Source organism: Paenibacillus sp. MDMC362, assembly GCF_003269305.1.
Classification (GTDB): Bacteria; Bacillota; Bacilli; order Paenibacillales; family Paenibacillaceae; genus Paenibacillus_AQ.
Genome location: NZ_QLYT01000008.1, coordinates 70790 through 86782, shown reverse-complemented (window position 1 = coordinate 86782; position 15993 = coordinate 70790). Strand labels below are relative to the sequence as shown.

Below are 15993 nucleotides of genomic sequence, written 5' to 3'. Positions count from 1 at the left end.
TGACTCATATATTGATGTGAGGATGTCGGAGGAGGGGTGGAAATGAGCAAAAGCTTTCACAAGGATGTACTGAATGCGATTAACAAGAAAAGCGGCAAGAAAATTTCTTCAGGGGCTGTCAATAAGCTGGCTAGCACGGTTAAGCCGTCTACAATGCAAAATGAAGCCCAGCTCCGCCAGCTGATTAAGCAGGTATCTTCGATGGCGAACATACCTGTTAGTGAGGACACGATCCAGGAGATTGTCGGCGCGGTGAAGAAGAGCGGCATGAACCCGAGCAACATGGAAGCCTTGATGAAAATGATGATGAACAAATAAGATACGATGATGATGTATGTTGAACAAAAGACGCTCCTCACCGGATAGCGGCTTTTGTTCTTTTTTTCGACATACCTGAGGTGAGGCGCTATCATTTTCGTGATATAATAGGTTGAAATTGATGAGAGATTGGAGAGTTTCGTGACATGGATCCGATGCAAAAGATGTGGCTGTCCCTAGTCGCGTTATTGATTATGGCACTGTCCGTCATAGTGGTTACGCTTGCGCGAAGCAAGACCAAGGGCTTTCTGCGCGGCGCGCTGTCGTTCGTGGCCTTTATGATGATGATTTTCGGTTTTATTATTGGACTGGCCTCCATCATATAACGTAGGAAGCCAATCCGGGACGATACGGTAAAGGGGTGCAGCATGACGCTGAATGATCTGCCGGAATTGGAGAGTGTGTTAGCTACCGCCATTCATAAGCTGAATCAGGTACCCATGGCTTGGCTGCTCGGTGGAAGCTGCAGCTTGCTCCTTCAGGATGTAACATTGGACAAACCGCCGAGAGATATCGATATATATACCGATATAGGGGGCGTACAGCCTATGCATGAGTCGCTGGCTTCTATGGCCGTGGATGCTCCCCGCTTGGACCAAGAAGGGATATATTCTTCGATTCTGAGCCACTATGAAATAGAGAAAGTCCCGATTGAGCTGGTGGGCGGATTTGAAGTGAAATCTAACGGATCCTCCTACTGTGTTGAGATCGATCAATTGCTGTATCCTGCAGCACCAGAGCGTCATATACAGGGCGTCACGGTACGACTAATGCCGTTATCCCATGAACTGGTGTTTAATGTGCTACGGGACAGGCCGGATCGATATATTGCCATCGCGGAAGCGATCCTCCGGGACATAGACCATCATATGCCGCTTCTTCAGCGGTTATTAAGCCGGAACCAGCTGCTTGGGGAACATCGAATGGTTTTGAACCGATTAACCGGGCTTTAACCGGAGTCCTGTGTGAAGCAGCCAGGGAGTATGGCAGAAGGTGTACATAAGAAAAGGAGTGCGTTTATCGTTGGACTACGAGGTGTTATTTCAACCGGATCAGAAAAAGGTCAAGGTTCGTCCGCACACAAACGTTCTGGATGCCTCGCGTCGGGCCGGTGTGCGTATTCCTACCCGCTGCGGAGGCAAGGCCGGTTGTTTGATGTGCAAGATCATCGTTCCGAGCGAGGAACGCGATCATTGCTCCGCACCGGAGCCCAATGAAATCAGGAAGCTGGGGACATCGATGATTGAACAAGGCTACCGGCTGTCCTGCCAGACGAGAATCACGAATCATATCAGGGTAATGATTCCCGAGGACCCGCTCAAAGCTGCGGTACGCAAACAGCTGGAAGCGGCGAGAAATCGGGAGTCCGATGACTTTATTTAAAGCGAAGGATGATGTTAGTTGAGTATGAACACTTGGATGACCCAAGCGGCAGGCCGTTCGAAGCGAATGTCCGCCGTCTTAGTCCTGGTGCTGTTTCCGATGTTGCTGACAGGCTGTCTTTATCCTGACGAGAAATTGCAGGAGAACAATGTTTCATATAGGGAAAGTGTCAAGCGGATACAATCGGCCGTAGATGATTTTTATAAAGAACAGGGAATATTGCCGATGATTACGGCAGGTCCGGAAGTTCCACGGTATGAGAAATACCGGGTTGATCTGGATCAGCTGAAGAACCGGGGATACATTGACCAAATTCCGGATACGGCATTTGAGAAGGGCGGCAGTGGATATTTTCTCATTATTAATGAGGAAACGGAGCCAACCGTGAAGGTCATGGACTTGACCACGGCCCAGAAGGTGAATGACGTTCAGAGAGCGGTTAATTTGTACAAAATGGCGCATGACAACGCGCTTCCCGCAGGGGAAGCCCTCTACCCGGGCTATACGGCGGTGGACCTGTCCAAGACCGATGCCAAATCCGTTAGATTGATGAGTGTGTACTCAGGTCAGGAGATGACCTTTATGATGGATGATGAGGGAACGGTGTACGCCGACTATGCCTTTGATATTATGCAGGCGATCCAGAAGAACGGTTCCGATCCGCAAGAAGGAGACGATTTACGGGTGTTCCTGGAGAAGGAATCCTATTATGTCCCGGTAAAATCCGTACCTTATACATGGAAGGATGGGCAGCCCGTTGCTCAGCCGCGATCCTAAACCTATACCCGCCGTTATCGGCGGGTATTTTTATTGAATCTGCCTGGTTACCGAGCCTGTAGAATGAGCACCCGAAAGCAAAGAGGCAGTTTGCATTTTTTTCCCTGAGATCCTTCTTCGATAGTTTTTTTTGAAAATGGTTGAATCTATTTGGAATATCTATTAAAGTGCGCGCATATTCATAATCTGAAAGAGTAGTGCGGGCAAGAGCCGGTTGCCCACATCATGAGGTGTACGAAAACGTCTGAAGGCGCAGCATGAAGACCAACCGCGCCCCAGCAATAGTTTTTCTTTACGATAATCGATGGCGGTGTCTAGTTGGTATAGGCCTATTCGATATCTTAGAAAAAAACTGGACGGACTTTAAGGGGCAACCGTCATATTTTTGAACCCGGTACATATGATGTTACTAGTCCAAATGCATGTACGAGTTACGCCGCTTTGCCGTTTCCATCAAAACTCATGGAATACCGGCGGCGGGATGCTGGCGACATTGTAAAGGCTGCTCATCTGTTGCAATGGCTTTGGCTATGAGTGGAACACGAAGCGGATGCTCTTAAAGCATTTTTCCTTCGGAGTAATTTGAGGAGGGGATCTCTTTTGGAAAAAGTGGACATTTTTAAGGACATTGCCGAACGGACCGGAGGGGACATTTACTTAGGTGTTGTCGGTGCCGTCCGTACGGGAAAATCAACCTTCATCAAGCGGTTTATGGAGACGATTGTTCTCCCGAACATTACGAACGAGGCGGATCGAGTAAGAGCTGTCGATGAGCTGCCTCAAAGTGCTGCTGGGAAAACGATCATGACCACCGAGCCGAAATTCGTGCCGAACAACGCGGTACAGATCAAAGTAACGGAAGGTCTTGAGGTCAACGTCAGACTGGTGGATTGTGTAGGCTATGCCGTTGAAGGCGCTAAGGGCTACGAGGATGAGAACGGTCCGAGAATGATCTCGACGCCATGGTTCGAAGAGCCGATTCCGTTCCAGGAAGCGGCTGAAATCGGAACCCGCAAAGTCATTCAGGAGCACTCCACGCTTGGCGTCGTTGTCACCACAGACGGAAGCATTGCAGAAATTCCGCGCAGCTCTTATGTCGAGGCTGAGGAGCGCGTCATCGAGGAACTGAAGGAAGTCGGCAAGCCATTCGTGGTAGTCATTAACTCGACGCGTCCACGCAGCGAAGAAGCGCTTCAGCTGCGCAATGAGCTGGCAGAGAAATACGACATTCCGGTGATGACACTGAGTGCAGCCACGATGACCGAAGATGATGTAACCGGCGTTCTTCGTGAAGTATTGTATGAGTTCCCAGTGCATGAAGTGAACGTTAATCTTCCTAGCTGGGTTATGGTTCTTAACGAGAACCACTGGCTGCGCAGCAACTATGAGAACTCGGTCAGAGATACCGTGAAAGACATCCGCCGTCTGCGTGACGTGGATCGGGTGGTCAGCCAGTTCATGGAGTATGACTTCATCAACCATGCCGGACTTAGCGGCATGAATATGGGTCAGGGCGTTGCCGAGATCGATCTCTTTGCACCTGACGAACTGTATGACCGGATCTTGATGGAGGTTGTGGGTGTCGAGATTCGCGGTAAGGATCATTTGCTGCAGCTGATGCAGGAGTTCTCCCATGCCAAACGGGAATACGACCGCTTCGCCGAAGCGCTTGAAATGGTTAAAACGACAGGTTACGGTATTGCTGCTCCTTCCCTGGCTGAGATGGCGCTGGATGAGCCTGAGCTTATCCGTCAAGGCACTCGCTTCGGGGTAAGATTGAAAGCGACCGCGCCTTCCATCCATATGATTCGGGTCGATGTGGAATCCGAGTTCTCCCCGATTATCGGCACAGAGAAGCAGAGCGAAGAGCTTGTGCGTTATCTGATGCAGGATTTCGAGAACGATCCGATCAAAATTTGGGAATCCGACATATTCGGACGCTCGCTGCACTCGATCGTTCGTGAAGGAATTCAAGGCAAAATCGCGATGATGCCTGACAATGCGAGATACAAATTGCAAGAAACTTTAGGTCGCATCATTAACGAAGGTTCCGGCGGTTTGATCGCGATTATTCTTTAAGTGAGTGCCGGTAAGGTGTTGAATACGCAGTCGCTAACGGGTCTAAAGTCCCGATTAGCGGCTGTTTTTCGTGTTTTCTTTGGTCTGGCAAAGCAAAACGCTTGAAATTATGAGATGGCTGTATTACTATAAATTTGTTCCGCGTCATGCATTCTAAACGCGAGATAGGGGTAAAATACCCGATTGCACGTATAATTTGCGGTAAAACGGAAACAGTGAATAGCAAGTGGAGCACATTCCTTGTTAGGGAGGTGAAAGAATGAATAAATCGGATCTGATTACACAAGTAGCTGAATCTACAGAGCTTTCCAAGAAGGATGCAACTAAAGCGGTTGATGCCGTTTTCGATGCAATCTCCGAAGCGTTGCAAAGTGGAGACAAGGTACAGCTGGTCGGCTTTGGCAACTTCGAGGTTCGCGAGCGTTCCGCACGGAAAGGCCGCAACCCGCAAACAGGTGAAGAAATCGAAATCCCTGCGAGCAAAATTCCTGCATTTAAACCTGGTAAAGCGCTCAAAGACGGAATCAAATAAAGATTTCTACATATTACCTAAGAGCACAGGTCGTGAATTCGTTCACGGCCTTTTCTTTTAGCTTACGGTGAGGAGGCCTGAAAAATGGAAAACGTTCAAAACGGGGATTATTTTATCGTCAAAGCGCTGGACCACGGCGTGCAGGTGATCGGCCTTACCCGCGGTCAGGACACCCGGTTTCATCATACTGAGAAGCTGGACAAAGGCGAGGTCATCATCGCTCAGTTCACGGATCATACGTCTGCGGTGAAAATACGCGGCAAAGCAGAGGTCATGACCAAGCACGGAAAGATTGAATCCGGTATCTGAACAGGATTCATATTTTGGCTAAGCCCCACCAAATTGGTGGGGCTTTTTTATGCGGTTGTTAAAGGTGCTCTTGCTGGATATGAGAACGGAACAATCCAAAAGTAACTTTCGTCACATTTGCAAACTCGTTTGTCAAGTACAATTCCAACAGACCGCGGCCATGAAATCCTTTAATCTGAAATCAGATCAATTGGATAAAGGATGATGGTTATGGGAATCCGAGCTTTTTTTAAACTGGTGGAAATGCAGACAAAGGTAGCCAGCATGATTCCGTTCCTGTTCGGAACTTTGTATGCCTTGTTTCGTTTTCAACAGTTCGACGGGTATCATTGTGCCCTGATGCTGGCTTCATTGCTGTCGTTTGATATGGCAACGACGGCGATCAATAACTATTACGACTATAAAAAAGCGATCAAAAAGAACGGGTTCGGTTATGAGCAGCACAATGCCATTGTACGTTATAACCTTAAGGAGCCTGCGGTCGTCTCCGTCATCATCGTACTGCTATTGACAGCCGTTGGTGCAGGGATCGCGCTGTTCTTATCTACGGGCGGGTTGATCCTGCTGCTGGGGGGATTGTCTTTTGCCGTAGGGATATTATATTCGTTCGGACCGATTCCGATCTCGCGGATGCCGCTAGGCGAGCTGTTCTCCGGGTTGTTCATGGGATTTGTCATTCTATTTATTTCGGCATGGATCCATGCGGAGGGTGGTCATCTGGCGGTTCTGGACCTCCAGGACGGCGTTCTGTCCCTTCAGGTGAACCTATCTGAGGTACTGCTGCTGCTGGTGGTATCACTGCCGGCCATTCTGGGGATTGCCAACATCATGCTGGCCAACAACATCTGCGACATGGATGAGGATATGGAGAACAAGAGGTACACGCTGCCCGTATATATAGGATTCAGGCCTTCTCTTAAGCTGTTCCGAATTCTGTACTGCCTTGCTTATCTGGATCTGGTGGCTCTTCTCCTGATGAAGGTGCACCCCGTGTTAATTCTTCTGGTGTTTGTCACCCTTGTCCCGGTTTACAAAAAAAGCGCCCTATTCACCGCCCATCCTTCCAAGGAGAAGACATTTGTAATTGCGGTGCAAAATTTCGTCCTCATGAATCTGGCGAGGATCGCTGCGCTGGGAGTAGCCGTGGCATGGACTTCTCGATCATTCTTCTAAACCGAATCGGATCGTTTTACCTGAAGCAGGCATAGCCTGCTTTTTTTCTTTATACAATGAGGTATGGACTCATGAGGAGCGGAAGAAACTAGGAATAGAGGAGGTTTAGGACATGAAGCATTGGCAATCCGTACGAGCCGTAATTCTGCCCGCGGCAATTGCATTTATCATGCTCGCGCTATTAATGGGGCTTCAATCGCAAGCCCGTTATAAGGTCGGCGCTGTGGCAGCGGCGATTCCCTATCACAGTCGGGAGTTAAGCGATGCCGGACTCGTGGACTCCCTAACAGATCTTCCTCTTCATCTGAAAATAAGCCGGGCAGATTATGATGAAGGCGCCCTGACGCTGGATATCAAATTAAGCGACCCCCCGGAAACGGCCGCCGAGGTATATGAGGATATCGCCAGCATTATGTCATTTACGTTCGAAGGAACGGACAATGTGCAGCAGTTGTATCTCAGAGTGGTAGCCATCGATCGATGGGGAGGGAAGCGGTATATGCTGCTGGCTTCGAACATGAACAAGGATGCCTGGGACTTGCGCAATGCAGAAGCTCTTACCCAGCTTGAGAACGGCGATGTTCCGCCATCCATTGCGGCCGCTCTTAACCTAACATTTACGAATCTTTGGGTAAAGCAGTTCAGCAGTCCTTGAAAGGGGTAAAATAGTAGATGACAGGGCATGTACGTGCCTTGAACATGTGTTATAATAGATTGGATTGTGGGCTCAATTGGACAAAAGAACATCAAGTGCACGGAGGCTGAGAATGAAACCGTATCGCGTACCAGAACTGGCAGAGAAATATTTAAATTATGATATGATTCAGAACCACACGGAACTTCCGAATTTTCCGGATGCCCGTGTTCATTTGCTATACATATTTTTAAAGGATTCGGGACGAAATCTTGCCGGACATGAAGAATTGTACGCACTGGTCACCTCACTGGTTCAGGTGGGACTCGATACGCATGAGAGCATCGACGTTACGGAGGGCAATCAAGGAGAGGCGATGATGCGATCCCGGCAGTTAAAAGTGCTTGCAGGGGATTATTTCAGCAGCCGGTTTTATCAACTCCTTGCCTTAAAGGGCGAAATTGCTGTCATCTCGCTTCTTAGCAAGGCTGTCAGCGATGTTAACGTGATGAAGATGAGATTATACGGCAAAATGAAAAAAACGCTGCTGCCTTCTGAAGAATATCTACGGCTAACGGTACAGCTGAATATGCAGCTGTTTCTTTCTTTTACTCCGCTGCTTGAGGTGTCCGTACAAGAAACATGGGAGAAGCTGCTCAAGGAAATTACGGAGTGTGAGACGCTTGTTCAGGAGATGGAACGCTGTGCGACGCCTGAAGTCGGCAGATGCGGTTACGTATACTGGCATCTGATCGAGTCAGGGAGCGAAGAGGAACGGAAGATGCTGGTTGGCAAGAAAACGGATATGAAGGACTGGAGGAAGCTGATCCTGAAGCACAAGGTTTCGGAGAAGCTGCTGGACAAGCTGCGCGAGTCCGTAAATGCCGTACAGCTGCTGCTTGCAAACCGTGCAGGAGAGAGCCCGTACGCCGGTATGCTGGACCCGTTCCTGAAACGGCTAAGCACCTACCGGTCCGTTGTAAGTGAAGGGTAGGGGGATGTTGTGGATAATCAAACAACCAAGTTAGACATGAGTAAGCATGACGGCAAAAATCCGAAAGAGCAATACGTCCATTCCGTCTTTGAAAGCATTTCGGGAAAATATGATATGATGAATGATATTCTCAGCTTTCGAAGACATAAAGCTTGGCGCAAGTTTACGATGAAGAAGATGAACATGCGCCATGGCGATACGGCGATCGATCTATGCTGCGGTACTTGCGACTGGACGATTAGTATGGCACAGGCAAGTGAAACCGGACACATAGTTGGACTCGATTTCAGTGAGGGGATGCTGAATGTCGGCCGGGGGAAGGTTGCCAAACATGGGCTGGATCAACAGGTAGAGCTGGTTCAGGGAAACGCCATGAGCCTGCCGTTCGAAGACAATCAGTTCGACTATGCGACGATCGGTTTCGGTCTTCGCAATGTACCGGATTACATGCAGGTTCTGCATGAGATGAAACGCGTGGTTAAGCCTGGCGGGATGGTGGTATGTTTGGAACTGTCCAAGCCGACTTGGCAGCCGTTCAAAGGCATTTATTATTTCTACTTTCAACAAGTGCTGCCTCGGATGGGGAAACTGGTAGCCAAGCGTTACGAGCAGTATAAGTGGCTGCCGGAATCGCTGGCATTGTTCCCAGGACGAGAGGAGCTTGCCGCAGCTTTCCGTCAGACCGGACTTCAACAGGTTCAGGCCTATCCCTTGACTGGTGGCATAGCAGCCTTACATATTGGGATCAAGGAGAATCTGGATGTTTAAGAAAATAGGAACTTATCTTGAAATGATTAAAGTGGAGCATACACTGTTTGCTCTGCCTTTCGCTTTTATGGGGGCGATTCTTGGATCGGCCGTCGTGTTTGACCAACTACCATCCTGGGGAGATATCGGGTGGATCTTTCTTGCCATGTTCGGCGCACGCAGCGCTGCGTTCGGATTGAATCGGCTCACGGACCAGCATATCGACGCCAAGAACCCCCGAACCGCAAATCGAGCCATTCCGGCAGGCCTGCTAAAACCGCTGGAAGTGATCTTATTCATTATTCTGTCTTTCGCGGTGTTTTTCTGGGCCACTTACATGCTGGATCCGTTTGCATTCCGTTTGCTTCCTATCGCTATTTTTATGCTTATTATTTATTCATATACCAAACGGTTTACTTGGCTTTGCCATCTGGTGCTCGGGCTTACAACGGCGTTGGCTCCGCTTGGCGGATGGGTTGCGGTAACCGGTCAAATCGACTGGAAAGCCATTGTGTTCTATATCGCGCTTGCGTTCTGGACGGCGGGATTTGATATTGTTTACGCTTGCCAGGATGAGAAGTTTGATGCAAAAGAAAAGCTGTACTCGATTCCTTCCCGGTTCGGTTTGCATAAAGCGTTGTGGTTCGCGCGCGGTTTTCACGTAGTAACGGCTATCGGCTTTATCATTCTTTTCTTTGTCACGCCGGTTGGCTGGTGGTATCTGATCGGCATGGTCATTGCCTGCGGAATTTTGTTCTATCAGCATTACATCTTGTCGCCAAACGATATGAGCCGGCTGCAAACCGCCTTTTTTACGATGAACAGTACGCTGAGCATCATTCTGTTTGTATTCACTCTGATTGATCTGGTGGTGCGGTATAATTGATGAAATCCTTGCGCAGAAAAAGCTGGGTTGTCGGGATAACGGGAGCCAGCGGCAGCATATACGGAGTTCGCCTTACGGAGAGCCTGCTATCGCTGGGCTATGATGTGCAATTGATCATTTCCAATGCGGGCTGGCGTGTCCTGAAGGAGGAAATGGGCTTTCAGGCAGGCAATCGCGAAGAAGTGCTGGCCGAGAAGTTCGGCGGATACGAGGGGCATTTGATCTACCATCCGATCTCCGACATCGGGGCAACGATAGCCAGTGGATCTTACCTTGTCGAAGGCATGATTATCATGCCATGCTCAATGGGTACATTATCCTCGGTCGCGCACGGCTCTTCTGACAATCTGATGGGACGCGCCGCGGATGTGATGATGAAAGAAGGCCGACCTCTGGTGCTGGTCCCGAGAGAAACGCCTCTGCATGCGATACATCTGGAGAACATGCTGGCGCTGGCCAAGCTTGGCGTCAAAATCATTCCCGCGATGCCCGCGTTCTATTACGGGCCGAAAACCATTGATGATATCGTGAATTTTCTGGTCGGCAAGGTATTGGACAGCTTGCGCATTGAACATCAATTGTATAAGAGATGGGGAGACTAGCAGGCCGTCGCGTATCCAAGGAGATAACGGCTGTTGAAATGACGACTTTACGAACCTGTGCTACGATTTTGACGAACGACAACAGGAAGGGTTACGCTTATATTTCAAGTTCGTAGATGAGCTTGGCCTGCTAAGATCGCAAGTAGTGCCGGAGTTATGGAATGAGAATCTAAGCATACGGGTGAAAAGATGAAACGATTTGACATATTCGGAACATTAAAAAAAGATATGGACGTTATCGAGAAGGAACTCTATCTCAGTGTTGAAGGCGACAGTCCCGAGCTGACCGAGACTTCCTTGCATCTGCTTAGAGCAGGAGGCAAGCGGCTCCGTCCTGTTTTTGTGCTGATGGGCGGTAAGTTCGGCGACTATGACATTGACAAGCTGAAGCATGTGGCCGTGCCGCTCGAGATGATTCACAGCGCATCGCTCGTTCATGATGACGTGATCGATGATGCGGACACGCGGCGAGGTAAGCCGACGGTAAAGGCGAAATGGGACAACCGGATTGCCATGTATACAGGCGATTATATATACGGCAAGGCGTTGGAGTTGACGACTCATCTGAAGCAGCCAGAGATTCATCAAATTCTCGCCAAGGCGATGGTGGAGATGTCCATCGGGGAAATGGAGCAAATTCGTGATTTCTTTAATACCGATCAGGACGTCAGAAGATACCTTCTGCGTATTCGCCGCAAGACGTCGCTCTTGATTGCCGTCAGCTGCCAGCTCGGAGCACTGGCAGCGGATGCGGACCGAAAGGTTGCAAACAGCCTGTATCGATTCGGATATAACGTCGGCATGGCCTTTCAGATTCAAGACGATCTTCTGGATCTGTGCGGGACGGAGAAGCAGATTGGCAAACCGCCGGGGAGCGATATGAGGCAGGGGAATATTACGCTGCCCGTCATATTTGCTCTCGAAGATAGCAAACGGAGGGAGCCGCTGCTGCAGGAGCTGGATCGGATTCATGCACTGAATGGCCAGTGTGATGTGACGGACGCCGTGAAGCTTGTAACCTCAAGCGATGGTATATCGAGATCTGAGGCTTTGGCTGATCGGTATATCCGTAAAGCATTGGCCGCATTGGATACTTTGCCTGACATCAAGACCAAAAAACAGCTTAGAGATATCGCAAATTTTATTACAAAGCGGTCATATTAGCCTTAACCATGAGGTTGCTTTCTGTTAAAATACGGGTACAAACATGTAACATCACCTGAGCATGGAATAATTGTTCAATATCCTAAGAATGAGGGGAAGCGTGATGAGGCCAATGGAACGTACTTTCTTAATGATTAAACCGGATGGTGTACAGCGTGGGCTGATCGGCCGAATCGTCGGCCGTTTGGAGGATAAAGGATTTAAGCTGGTTGCAGGCAAGTTTCTGCAGATTTCGGACGAGCAGGCCAAGCGCCATTATGCGGAGCATGAAGGCAAAGATTTTTTTGAAAACCTGGTTAGGTTTATAACATCCGGACCGGTGTTTGCGATGGTTTGGGAAGGGGACGACATCATTGCTTTGTCCCGCCAAGTGATTGGCAAAACGAATGTGAAGGATGCGCTGCCCGGGACAATTCGAGGGGATTTTTCAGCTCATACCCCGCACAATCTGATTCATGGATCAGATTCACCGGAGAGCGCGCAGCGCGAAATTGCCAATTTCTTTGAAGCGAAGGAATTGGTTGAATATAACAAAACGCTGTCCCCTTGGCTGTAAGCTAAGGAAGCGGAATAATCTGATTAAACAGGATGATACGATGACGGAACATGAAACAGTGCTGGATGATCCGGATTATATCGGCTTTGTTCGCAGCATCGAACGAAGCACGGGGATCAATCTCGCAGATTACAAAGAGGCGCAGATGAAGCGAAGGCTGACAACGCTGCGTTTGAAGAAGGGGTTTGAAACCTTTTCGGCCTTCTACGACGCGATGATGAAGGACAAGCCATTATTTCATGAGTTTTTAGACCGAATGACAATTAACGTCTCGGAGTTTTGGCGCAATCCCAATCGGTGGGAAGTTCTCCGTGACAAAATATTGCCAGAGATATCCCAGCAGAATCCCGGGGTATTGAAAATATGGAGCGCCGCCTGCTCCACGGGTGAGGAGCCTTATACACTTGCCATGATACTGTCCGAACAGAAGATGCTGAGCCGTGCGCGCATCGTGGCGACAGATATTGATGACGGCGCATTACATAAAGCGAAGGAGGGCCTATATGTCGAGAGGTCATTGAAGGATGTGCCTCCGGATGTAGCCGCCCGCTATTTTAAGGAAGAAGGTTCGGTGTATCGCTTCAGTGAGCATTTGAAGAAGGAAGTAACCTTCCATAAGCAGAATCTGCTGACGGACCGCTTTGAGACGGGATATGATCTGATCGTTTGCCGAAACGTGATGATTTATTTCACGGAAGGGGCCAAGCATAAGCTGTACCAGAAGTTTGCCTCAAGCTTGAAGCCAGGCGGATTCTTGTTTGTGGGCAGCACGGAACAGATCTTTAATCCGGGACAATATGGCCTGGAGAGCAACGAGACCTTTTTCTACCGTAAAATTCAATAGAGACAGCTAATCATAACGCATAAGCGCTTTTCAATCCTGAGGATGAGAGGCGCTTTTGCTTGTCTTGCGGCATTCTTGTCAAAGCGTTAGACCTATACTATAATGAGCAGAAGATATTTACGGAGTTTAGCGGTTTAACGCTTAAAAGTTTAAAGGGGGAAAAGCATCATGAGCTTACGCTTTTTAACTGCCGGGGAAACGCACGGTCCTCAGCTGACAACCATAATCGAAGGACTTCCAAGTAATTTGGAGCTTGATTTCGAAGCATTGAACTTTCAGCTTCAACGGAGACAGAAGGGATATGGCCGGGGACGCCGCATGCAGATCGAGAAGGATACCGCGCAAATCCTTGGAGGTGTGCGTCACGGCTATACTACCGGTGCGCCCATCGCGTTGGTCGTGCAGAATAATGACTGGAAGCATTGGCAGAACATTATGAACGTGGAGCCGATTGAGGGCAATGACGAGGTGAAAAGACGGGTACATCGTCCAAGACCGGGACATGCCGACTTAAACGGCGGTTTAAAGTACAATTTGAAGGATCTGCGTAACGTGCTGGAACGCTCCAGTGCCCGTGAAACCACAGTTCGCGTAGCGGTAGGTGCAATAGCGAGACAATTCCTGGCACAATTCGGCGTTAAAGTGGCAGGCCAGGTCATCCGGATTGGCGAGATCGAAGCTCCCCCGCACAATCTCTCGATCGATGAGCTGATCGAGCGTACGGAAGCCTCCTCGGTTCGCGTGGTGGACAAAGAGACAGAGAAGAAAATGGAAGCCTACATAGACCAGATCAAAAAAGAAGGTGACTCCATCGGCGGCATCGTGGAATGCATCATCGAAGGCGTGCCGATCGGTTTGGGCAGCCATGTCCAATATGACCGCAAGCTGGATGGCCGCATCGCACAGGGCGTGATGTCGATTAATGCCTTTAAGGGCGTTGAAGTCGGAATCGGATTTGAAGCAGGGCAATTGCCTGGTTCCCAGGTGCACGACGAGATTATGTATAGTGAAGATCGCGGATACCATCGTGCAACCAATCGCTTGGGCGGATTTGAAGGCGGCATGACCAACGGCATGCCGATCGTCGTTCGCGGCGTCATGAAGCCGATTCCGACGCTGTACAAGCCGCTTCAAAGTGTGGATATCGATACCAAGGAAGCTTTCACGGCTCAGGTTGAACGCTCGGACGCCTGTGCGGTTCCGGCCGCCAGCGTTGTCATGGAGCATGTTGTGACCTGGGAGGTAGCTAAGGCCTTTCTCGAGAAGTTTGGCGGTGATTCAATGGAAGAAATTCATGCGAATTACCAGAACTATCTGAAGCAGCTGGAGAACTACTAATATGAGAACACTTCAGGTAGAGCTGGGAGAGCGTTCCTATCCGATTTATATCGGAGCTGGAATATTGGATACCATTGGTGAGCTGAGTGTGAAGCATGGAATTACACGCAAGAGCCCGCATCTGATAGTAACGGATGATAAAGTAGCTCCTCATTATTTATCTCAAGTGGAGGAGCAGTTAAAATCAGAAGGATACACGGTTATTTCCCACATTGTCCCTTCTGGTGAATCCTCCAAATCGCTTCAAGTCTATGAAGAGGTAATGACTACAGCAATCAACGGCAAGCTGGATCGCAGCTCGGCAGTATTTGCGCTGGGTGGAGGCGTTGTTGGTGATTTGGCCGGTTTCGTCGCGGCAACGTATATGCGCGGCGTGACGTTTGTTCAGATCCCGACCACCATCCTGGCTCATGACAGCAGCGTTGGCGGCAAGGTGGCCGTTAACCATCCATTAGCCAAAAATATGATCGGCGCGTTCCATCAACCCGTTATGGTGGTTTACGATGTGAACACACTGATGTCATTGCCTCCACGCGAGGTATCTTCTGGTCTTGCGGAGATGGTGAAGCATGGTTTGATCCTGGACCGTGATTTTGCCTATTGGTGCCGGGAGAATGGTCAAAAGCTGCTGAACCTGGATCCTGATGCGTTGATATATGGCCTAGAGCGCGGCTGCGCGATCAAGGCAAACGTTGTATCCCAGGATGAGCGGGAGGGCGGTTTGCGTGCCATCCTTAATCTGGGGCATACCATCGGTCATGCCATTGAAGCCGTTGGCGGCTACGGACGCTTCTTGCACGGCGAGGCGATTGCCATCGGAATGGCGGGCTCGGCCCGCCTTGCCGAAAAGCTTGGCAGACCTGCGGATCTGCATAATGAGACGGTGAGCATGCTCAAGGCGGTAAATCTGCCGGTAACCTTGCCTAGTGACGTCTCGGTTGAGCGAATTATGGACGCTATGCAGCACGATAAAAAGTTTGCCGAGGGAAAGATGGTATTTATCGTACCGGAATCCATCGGCTCCGTGAGCATCGTTAAGGATGTACCGGTAGAAGCTGTTCGATCCGTGGTTGAGCAGTTGAAGGGAGAGGGATAGTTCATGATGAATCGGGGAATCCGGGGGGCGACAACCGTCACCCGCAACGATGAGCAGGAGATTGTACAGGAAACGCTGCGGCTGCTTGAAGAGATGGTGAGACGCAACGAGCTTCAGCCGGAGTATATCAGCAATATATGGATTACAATGACGCAGGATCTGGACGCGGCGTTTCCGGCCAAAGCGATACGCCAGCTGGAAGGCTGGGATTTGGTCCCTTTAATGTGTTCGGTTGAAATACCGGTCCAAGGCAGTTTGCCGCGCTGCATCCGGTTTATGGTTCAGGTCAATACAGATAAAAGCCAGAGCGAGATTAAACATGTGTATTTGAATGAAGCCAAGCGGCTGCGACCCGATTTATCAGGCTCCAACGCATGATGTAGAAATTTAGGGTTGCAGGAACACGGCTCCATCCTGTATAGTGATATCAGAATAGCTGAGTAGAGTTAGGTTTTACAGATGAGTTGAGTTGAGAAGAGCTGAGGCATTTTAGGCAATAACATAATCGGGATTAAAGATGAACTTGATTTCATGATGAATAGTACAGCATGTTCGCACGGC

At 49.5% G+C, this 15993-nt stretch carries 20 protein-coding genes; all 20 read left to right on the top strand.

Going from position 1 to position 15993, the window contains the following annotated elements; translation table 11 throughout:
- The first annotated feature begins 42 nt into the window (after window positions 1-42).
- The 20 genes from DP091_RS02615 (at window position 43) to aroH (ending at window position 15810) form a co-directional block, all read left to right on the top strand.
- The gene (locus DP091_RS02615) at window positions 43-318 is read left to right on the top strand and encodes a stage VI sporulation protein F (protein WP_006209456.1); all 276 of its coding nucleotides are present in this window, start codon (window positions 43-45) and stop codon (window positions 316-318) included.
- Between the two features lie 146 nt (window positions 319-464).
- Window positions 465-644 (top strand): DUF2768 family protein, encoded by a 180-nt coding sequence (locus DP091_RS02610; RefSeq protein ID WP_071223929.1) that lies wholly within the window; start codon window positions 465-467, stop codon window positions 642-644.
- Between the two features lie 42 nt (window positions 645-686).
- The gene (locus tag DP091_RS02605; protein WP_113056938.1) at window positions 687-1271 is read left to right on the top strand and encodes a hypothetical protein; all 585 of its coding nucleotides are present in this window, start codon (window positions 687-689) and stop codon (window positions 1269-1271) included.
- Window positions 1272-1341: 70 nt separating this feature from the next.
- Window positions 1342-1701 carry a 2Fe-2S iron-sulfur cluster-binding protein gene (locus tag DP091_RS02600; protein WP_113056937.1) on the top strand — a complete coding sequence of 120 codons (360 nt, stop codon included), beginning with the start codon at window positions 1342-1344 and terminating at the stop codon, window positions 1699-1701.
- 24 nt (window positions 1702-1725) lie between these two features.
- Window positions 1726-2478, top strand: coding sequence for a hypothetical protein (locus DP091_RS02595; RefSeq protein WP_113056936.1), 753 nt, complete (start codon window positions 1726-1728; stop codon window positions 2476-2478).
- A gap of 600 nt (window positions 2479-3078) precedes the next feature.
- Window positions 3079-4557 carry a stage IV sporulation protein A gene (gene spoIVA, locus DP091_RS02590; RefSeq protein ID WP_113056935.1) on the top strand — a complete coding sequence of 493 codons (1479 nt, stop codon included), beginning with the start codon at window positions 3079-3081 and terminating at the stop codon, window positions 4555-4557.
- A 259-nt stretch (window positions 4558-4816) separates the two neighbouring features.
- The gene (locus DP091_RS02585; protein WP_006209463.1) at window positions 4817-5089 is read left to right on the top strand and encodes an HU family DNA-binding protein; all 273 of its coding nucleotides are present in this window, start codon (window positions 4817-4819) and stop codon (window positions 5087-5089) included.
- An 84-nt stretch (window positions 5090-5173) separates the two neighbouring features.
- Window positions 5174-5398: a trp RNA-binding attenuation protein MtrB gene (mtrB, locus tag DP091_RS02580; RefSeq protein WP_071223937.1), complete on the top strand. Its 225-nt coding sequence runs from the start codon at window positions 5174-5176 to the stop codon at window positions 5396-5398.
- A 210-nt stretch (window positions 5399-5608) separates the two neighbouring features.
- Complete coding sequence (locus DP091_RS02575; RefSeq protein ID WP_113056934.1) at window positions 5609-6571, top strand: 1,4-dihydroxy-2-naphthoate polyprenyltransferase; 963 nt, start codon at window positions 5609-5611, stop codon at window positions 6569-6571.
- 112 nt (window positions 6572-6683) lie between these two features.
- A complete protein-coding gene (locus DP091_RS02570; RefSeq protein WP_113056933.1) occupies window positions 6684-7226 on the top strand; it encodes a hypothetical protein in 543 nt (180 codons plus the stop codon).
- A 112-nt stretch (window positions 7227-7338) separates the two neighbouring features.
- Window positions 7339-8199 (top strand): heptaprenyl diphosphate synthase component 1, encoded by an 861-nt coding sequence (locus tag DP091_RS02565; protein WP_113056932.1) that lies wholly within the window; start codon window positions 7339-7341, stop codon window positions 8197-8199.
- A gap of 36 nt (window positions 8200-8235) precedes the next feature.
- On the top strand, window positions 8236-8967 hold the full coding sequence (locus DP091_RS02560) for a demethylmenaquinone methyltransferase (RefSeq protein ID WP_181469723.1): 732 nt from the start codon (window positions 8236-8238) through the stop codon (window positions 8965-8967).
- Window positions 8960-9832 (top strand): UbiA-like polyprenyltransferase, encoded by an 873-nt coding sequence (locus DP091_RS02555; RefSeq protein WP_113056930.1) that lies wholly within the window; start codon window positions 8960-8962, stop codon window positions 9830-9832. The genes DP091_RS02560 and DP091_RS02555 overlap by 8 nt, the downstream gene beginning before the upstream one ends.
- Window positions 9832-10434, top strand: coding sequence for a UbiX family flavin prenyltransferase (locus DP091_RS02550; RefSeq protein ID WP_113056929.1), 603 nt, complete (start codon window positions 9832-9834; stop codon window positions 10432-10434). Before DP091_RS02555 ends, DP091_RS02550 begins: the two co-directional genes overlap by 1 nt.
- A 189-nt stretch (window positions 10435-10623) precedes the next feature.
- Window positions 10624-11598: a polyprenyl synthetase family protein gene (locus tag DP091_RS02540; protein WP_113056928.1), complete on the top strand. Its 975-nt coding sequence runs from the start codon at window positions 10624-10626 to the stop codon at window positions 11596-11598.
- A 112-nt stretch (window positions 11599-11710) separates the two neighbouring features.
- Entirely contained in the window at window positions 11711-12154 is a 444-nt protein-coding gene (ndk, locus tag DP091_RS02535; RefSeq protein ID WP_071218428.1) for a nucleoside-diphosphate kinase, read from the top strand.
- 40 nt (window positions 12155-12194) lie between these two features.
- The gene (locus DP091_RS02530; RefSeq protein WP_113056927.1) at window positions 12195-12998 is read left to right on the top strand and encodes a CheR family methyltransferase; all 804 of its coding nucleotides are present in this window, start codon (window positions 12195-12197) and stop codon (window positions 12996-12998) included.
- Between the two features lie 168 nt (window positions 12999-13166).
- On the top strand, window positions 13167-14336 hold the full coding sequence (gene aroC / locus DP091_RS02525) for a chorismate synthase (protein WP_113056926.1): 1170 nt from the start codon (window positions 13167-13169) through the stop codon (window positions 14334-14336).
- A gap of 1 nt (window position 14337) precedes the next feature.
- On the top strand, window positions 14338-15432 hold the full coding sequence (gene aroB / locus DP091_RS02520) for a 3-dehydroquinate synthase (protein ID WP_113056925.1): 1095 nt from the start codon (window positions 14338-14340) through the stop codon (window positions 15430-15432).
- A 3-nt stretch (window positions 15433-15435) separates the two neighbouring features.
- Window positions 15436-15810 (top strand): chorismate mutase, encoded by a 375-nt coding sequence (aroH, locus tag DP091_RS02515; RefSeq protein WP_006209479.1) that lies wholly within the window; start codon window positions 15436-15438, stop codon window positions 15808-15810.
- Window positions 15811-15993: the final 183 nt, after the last annotated feature.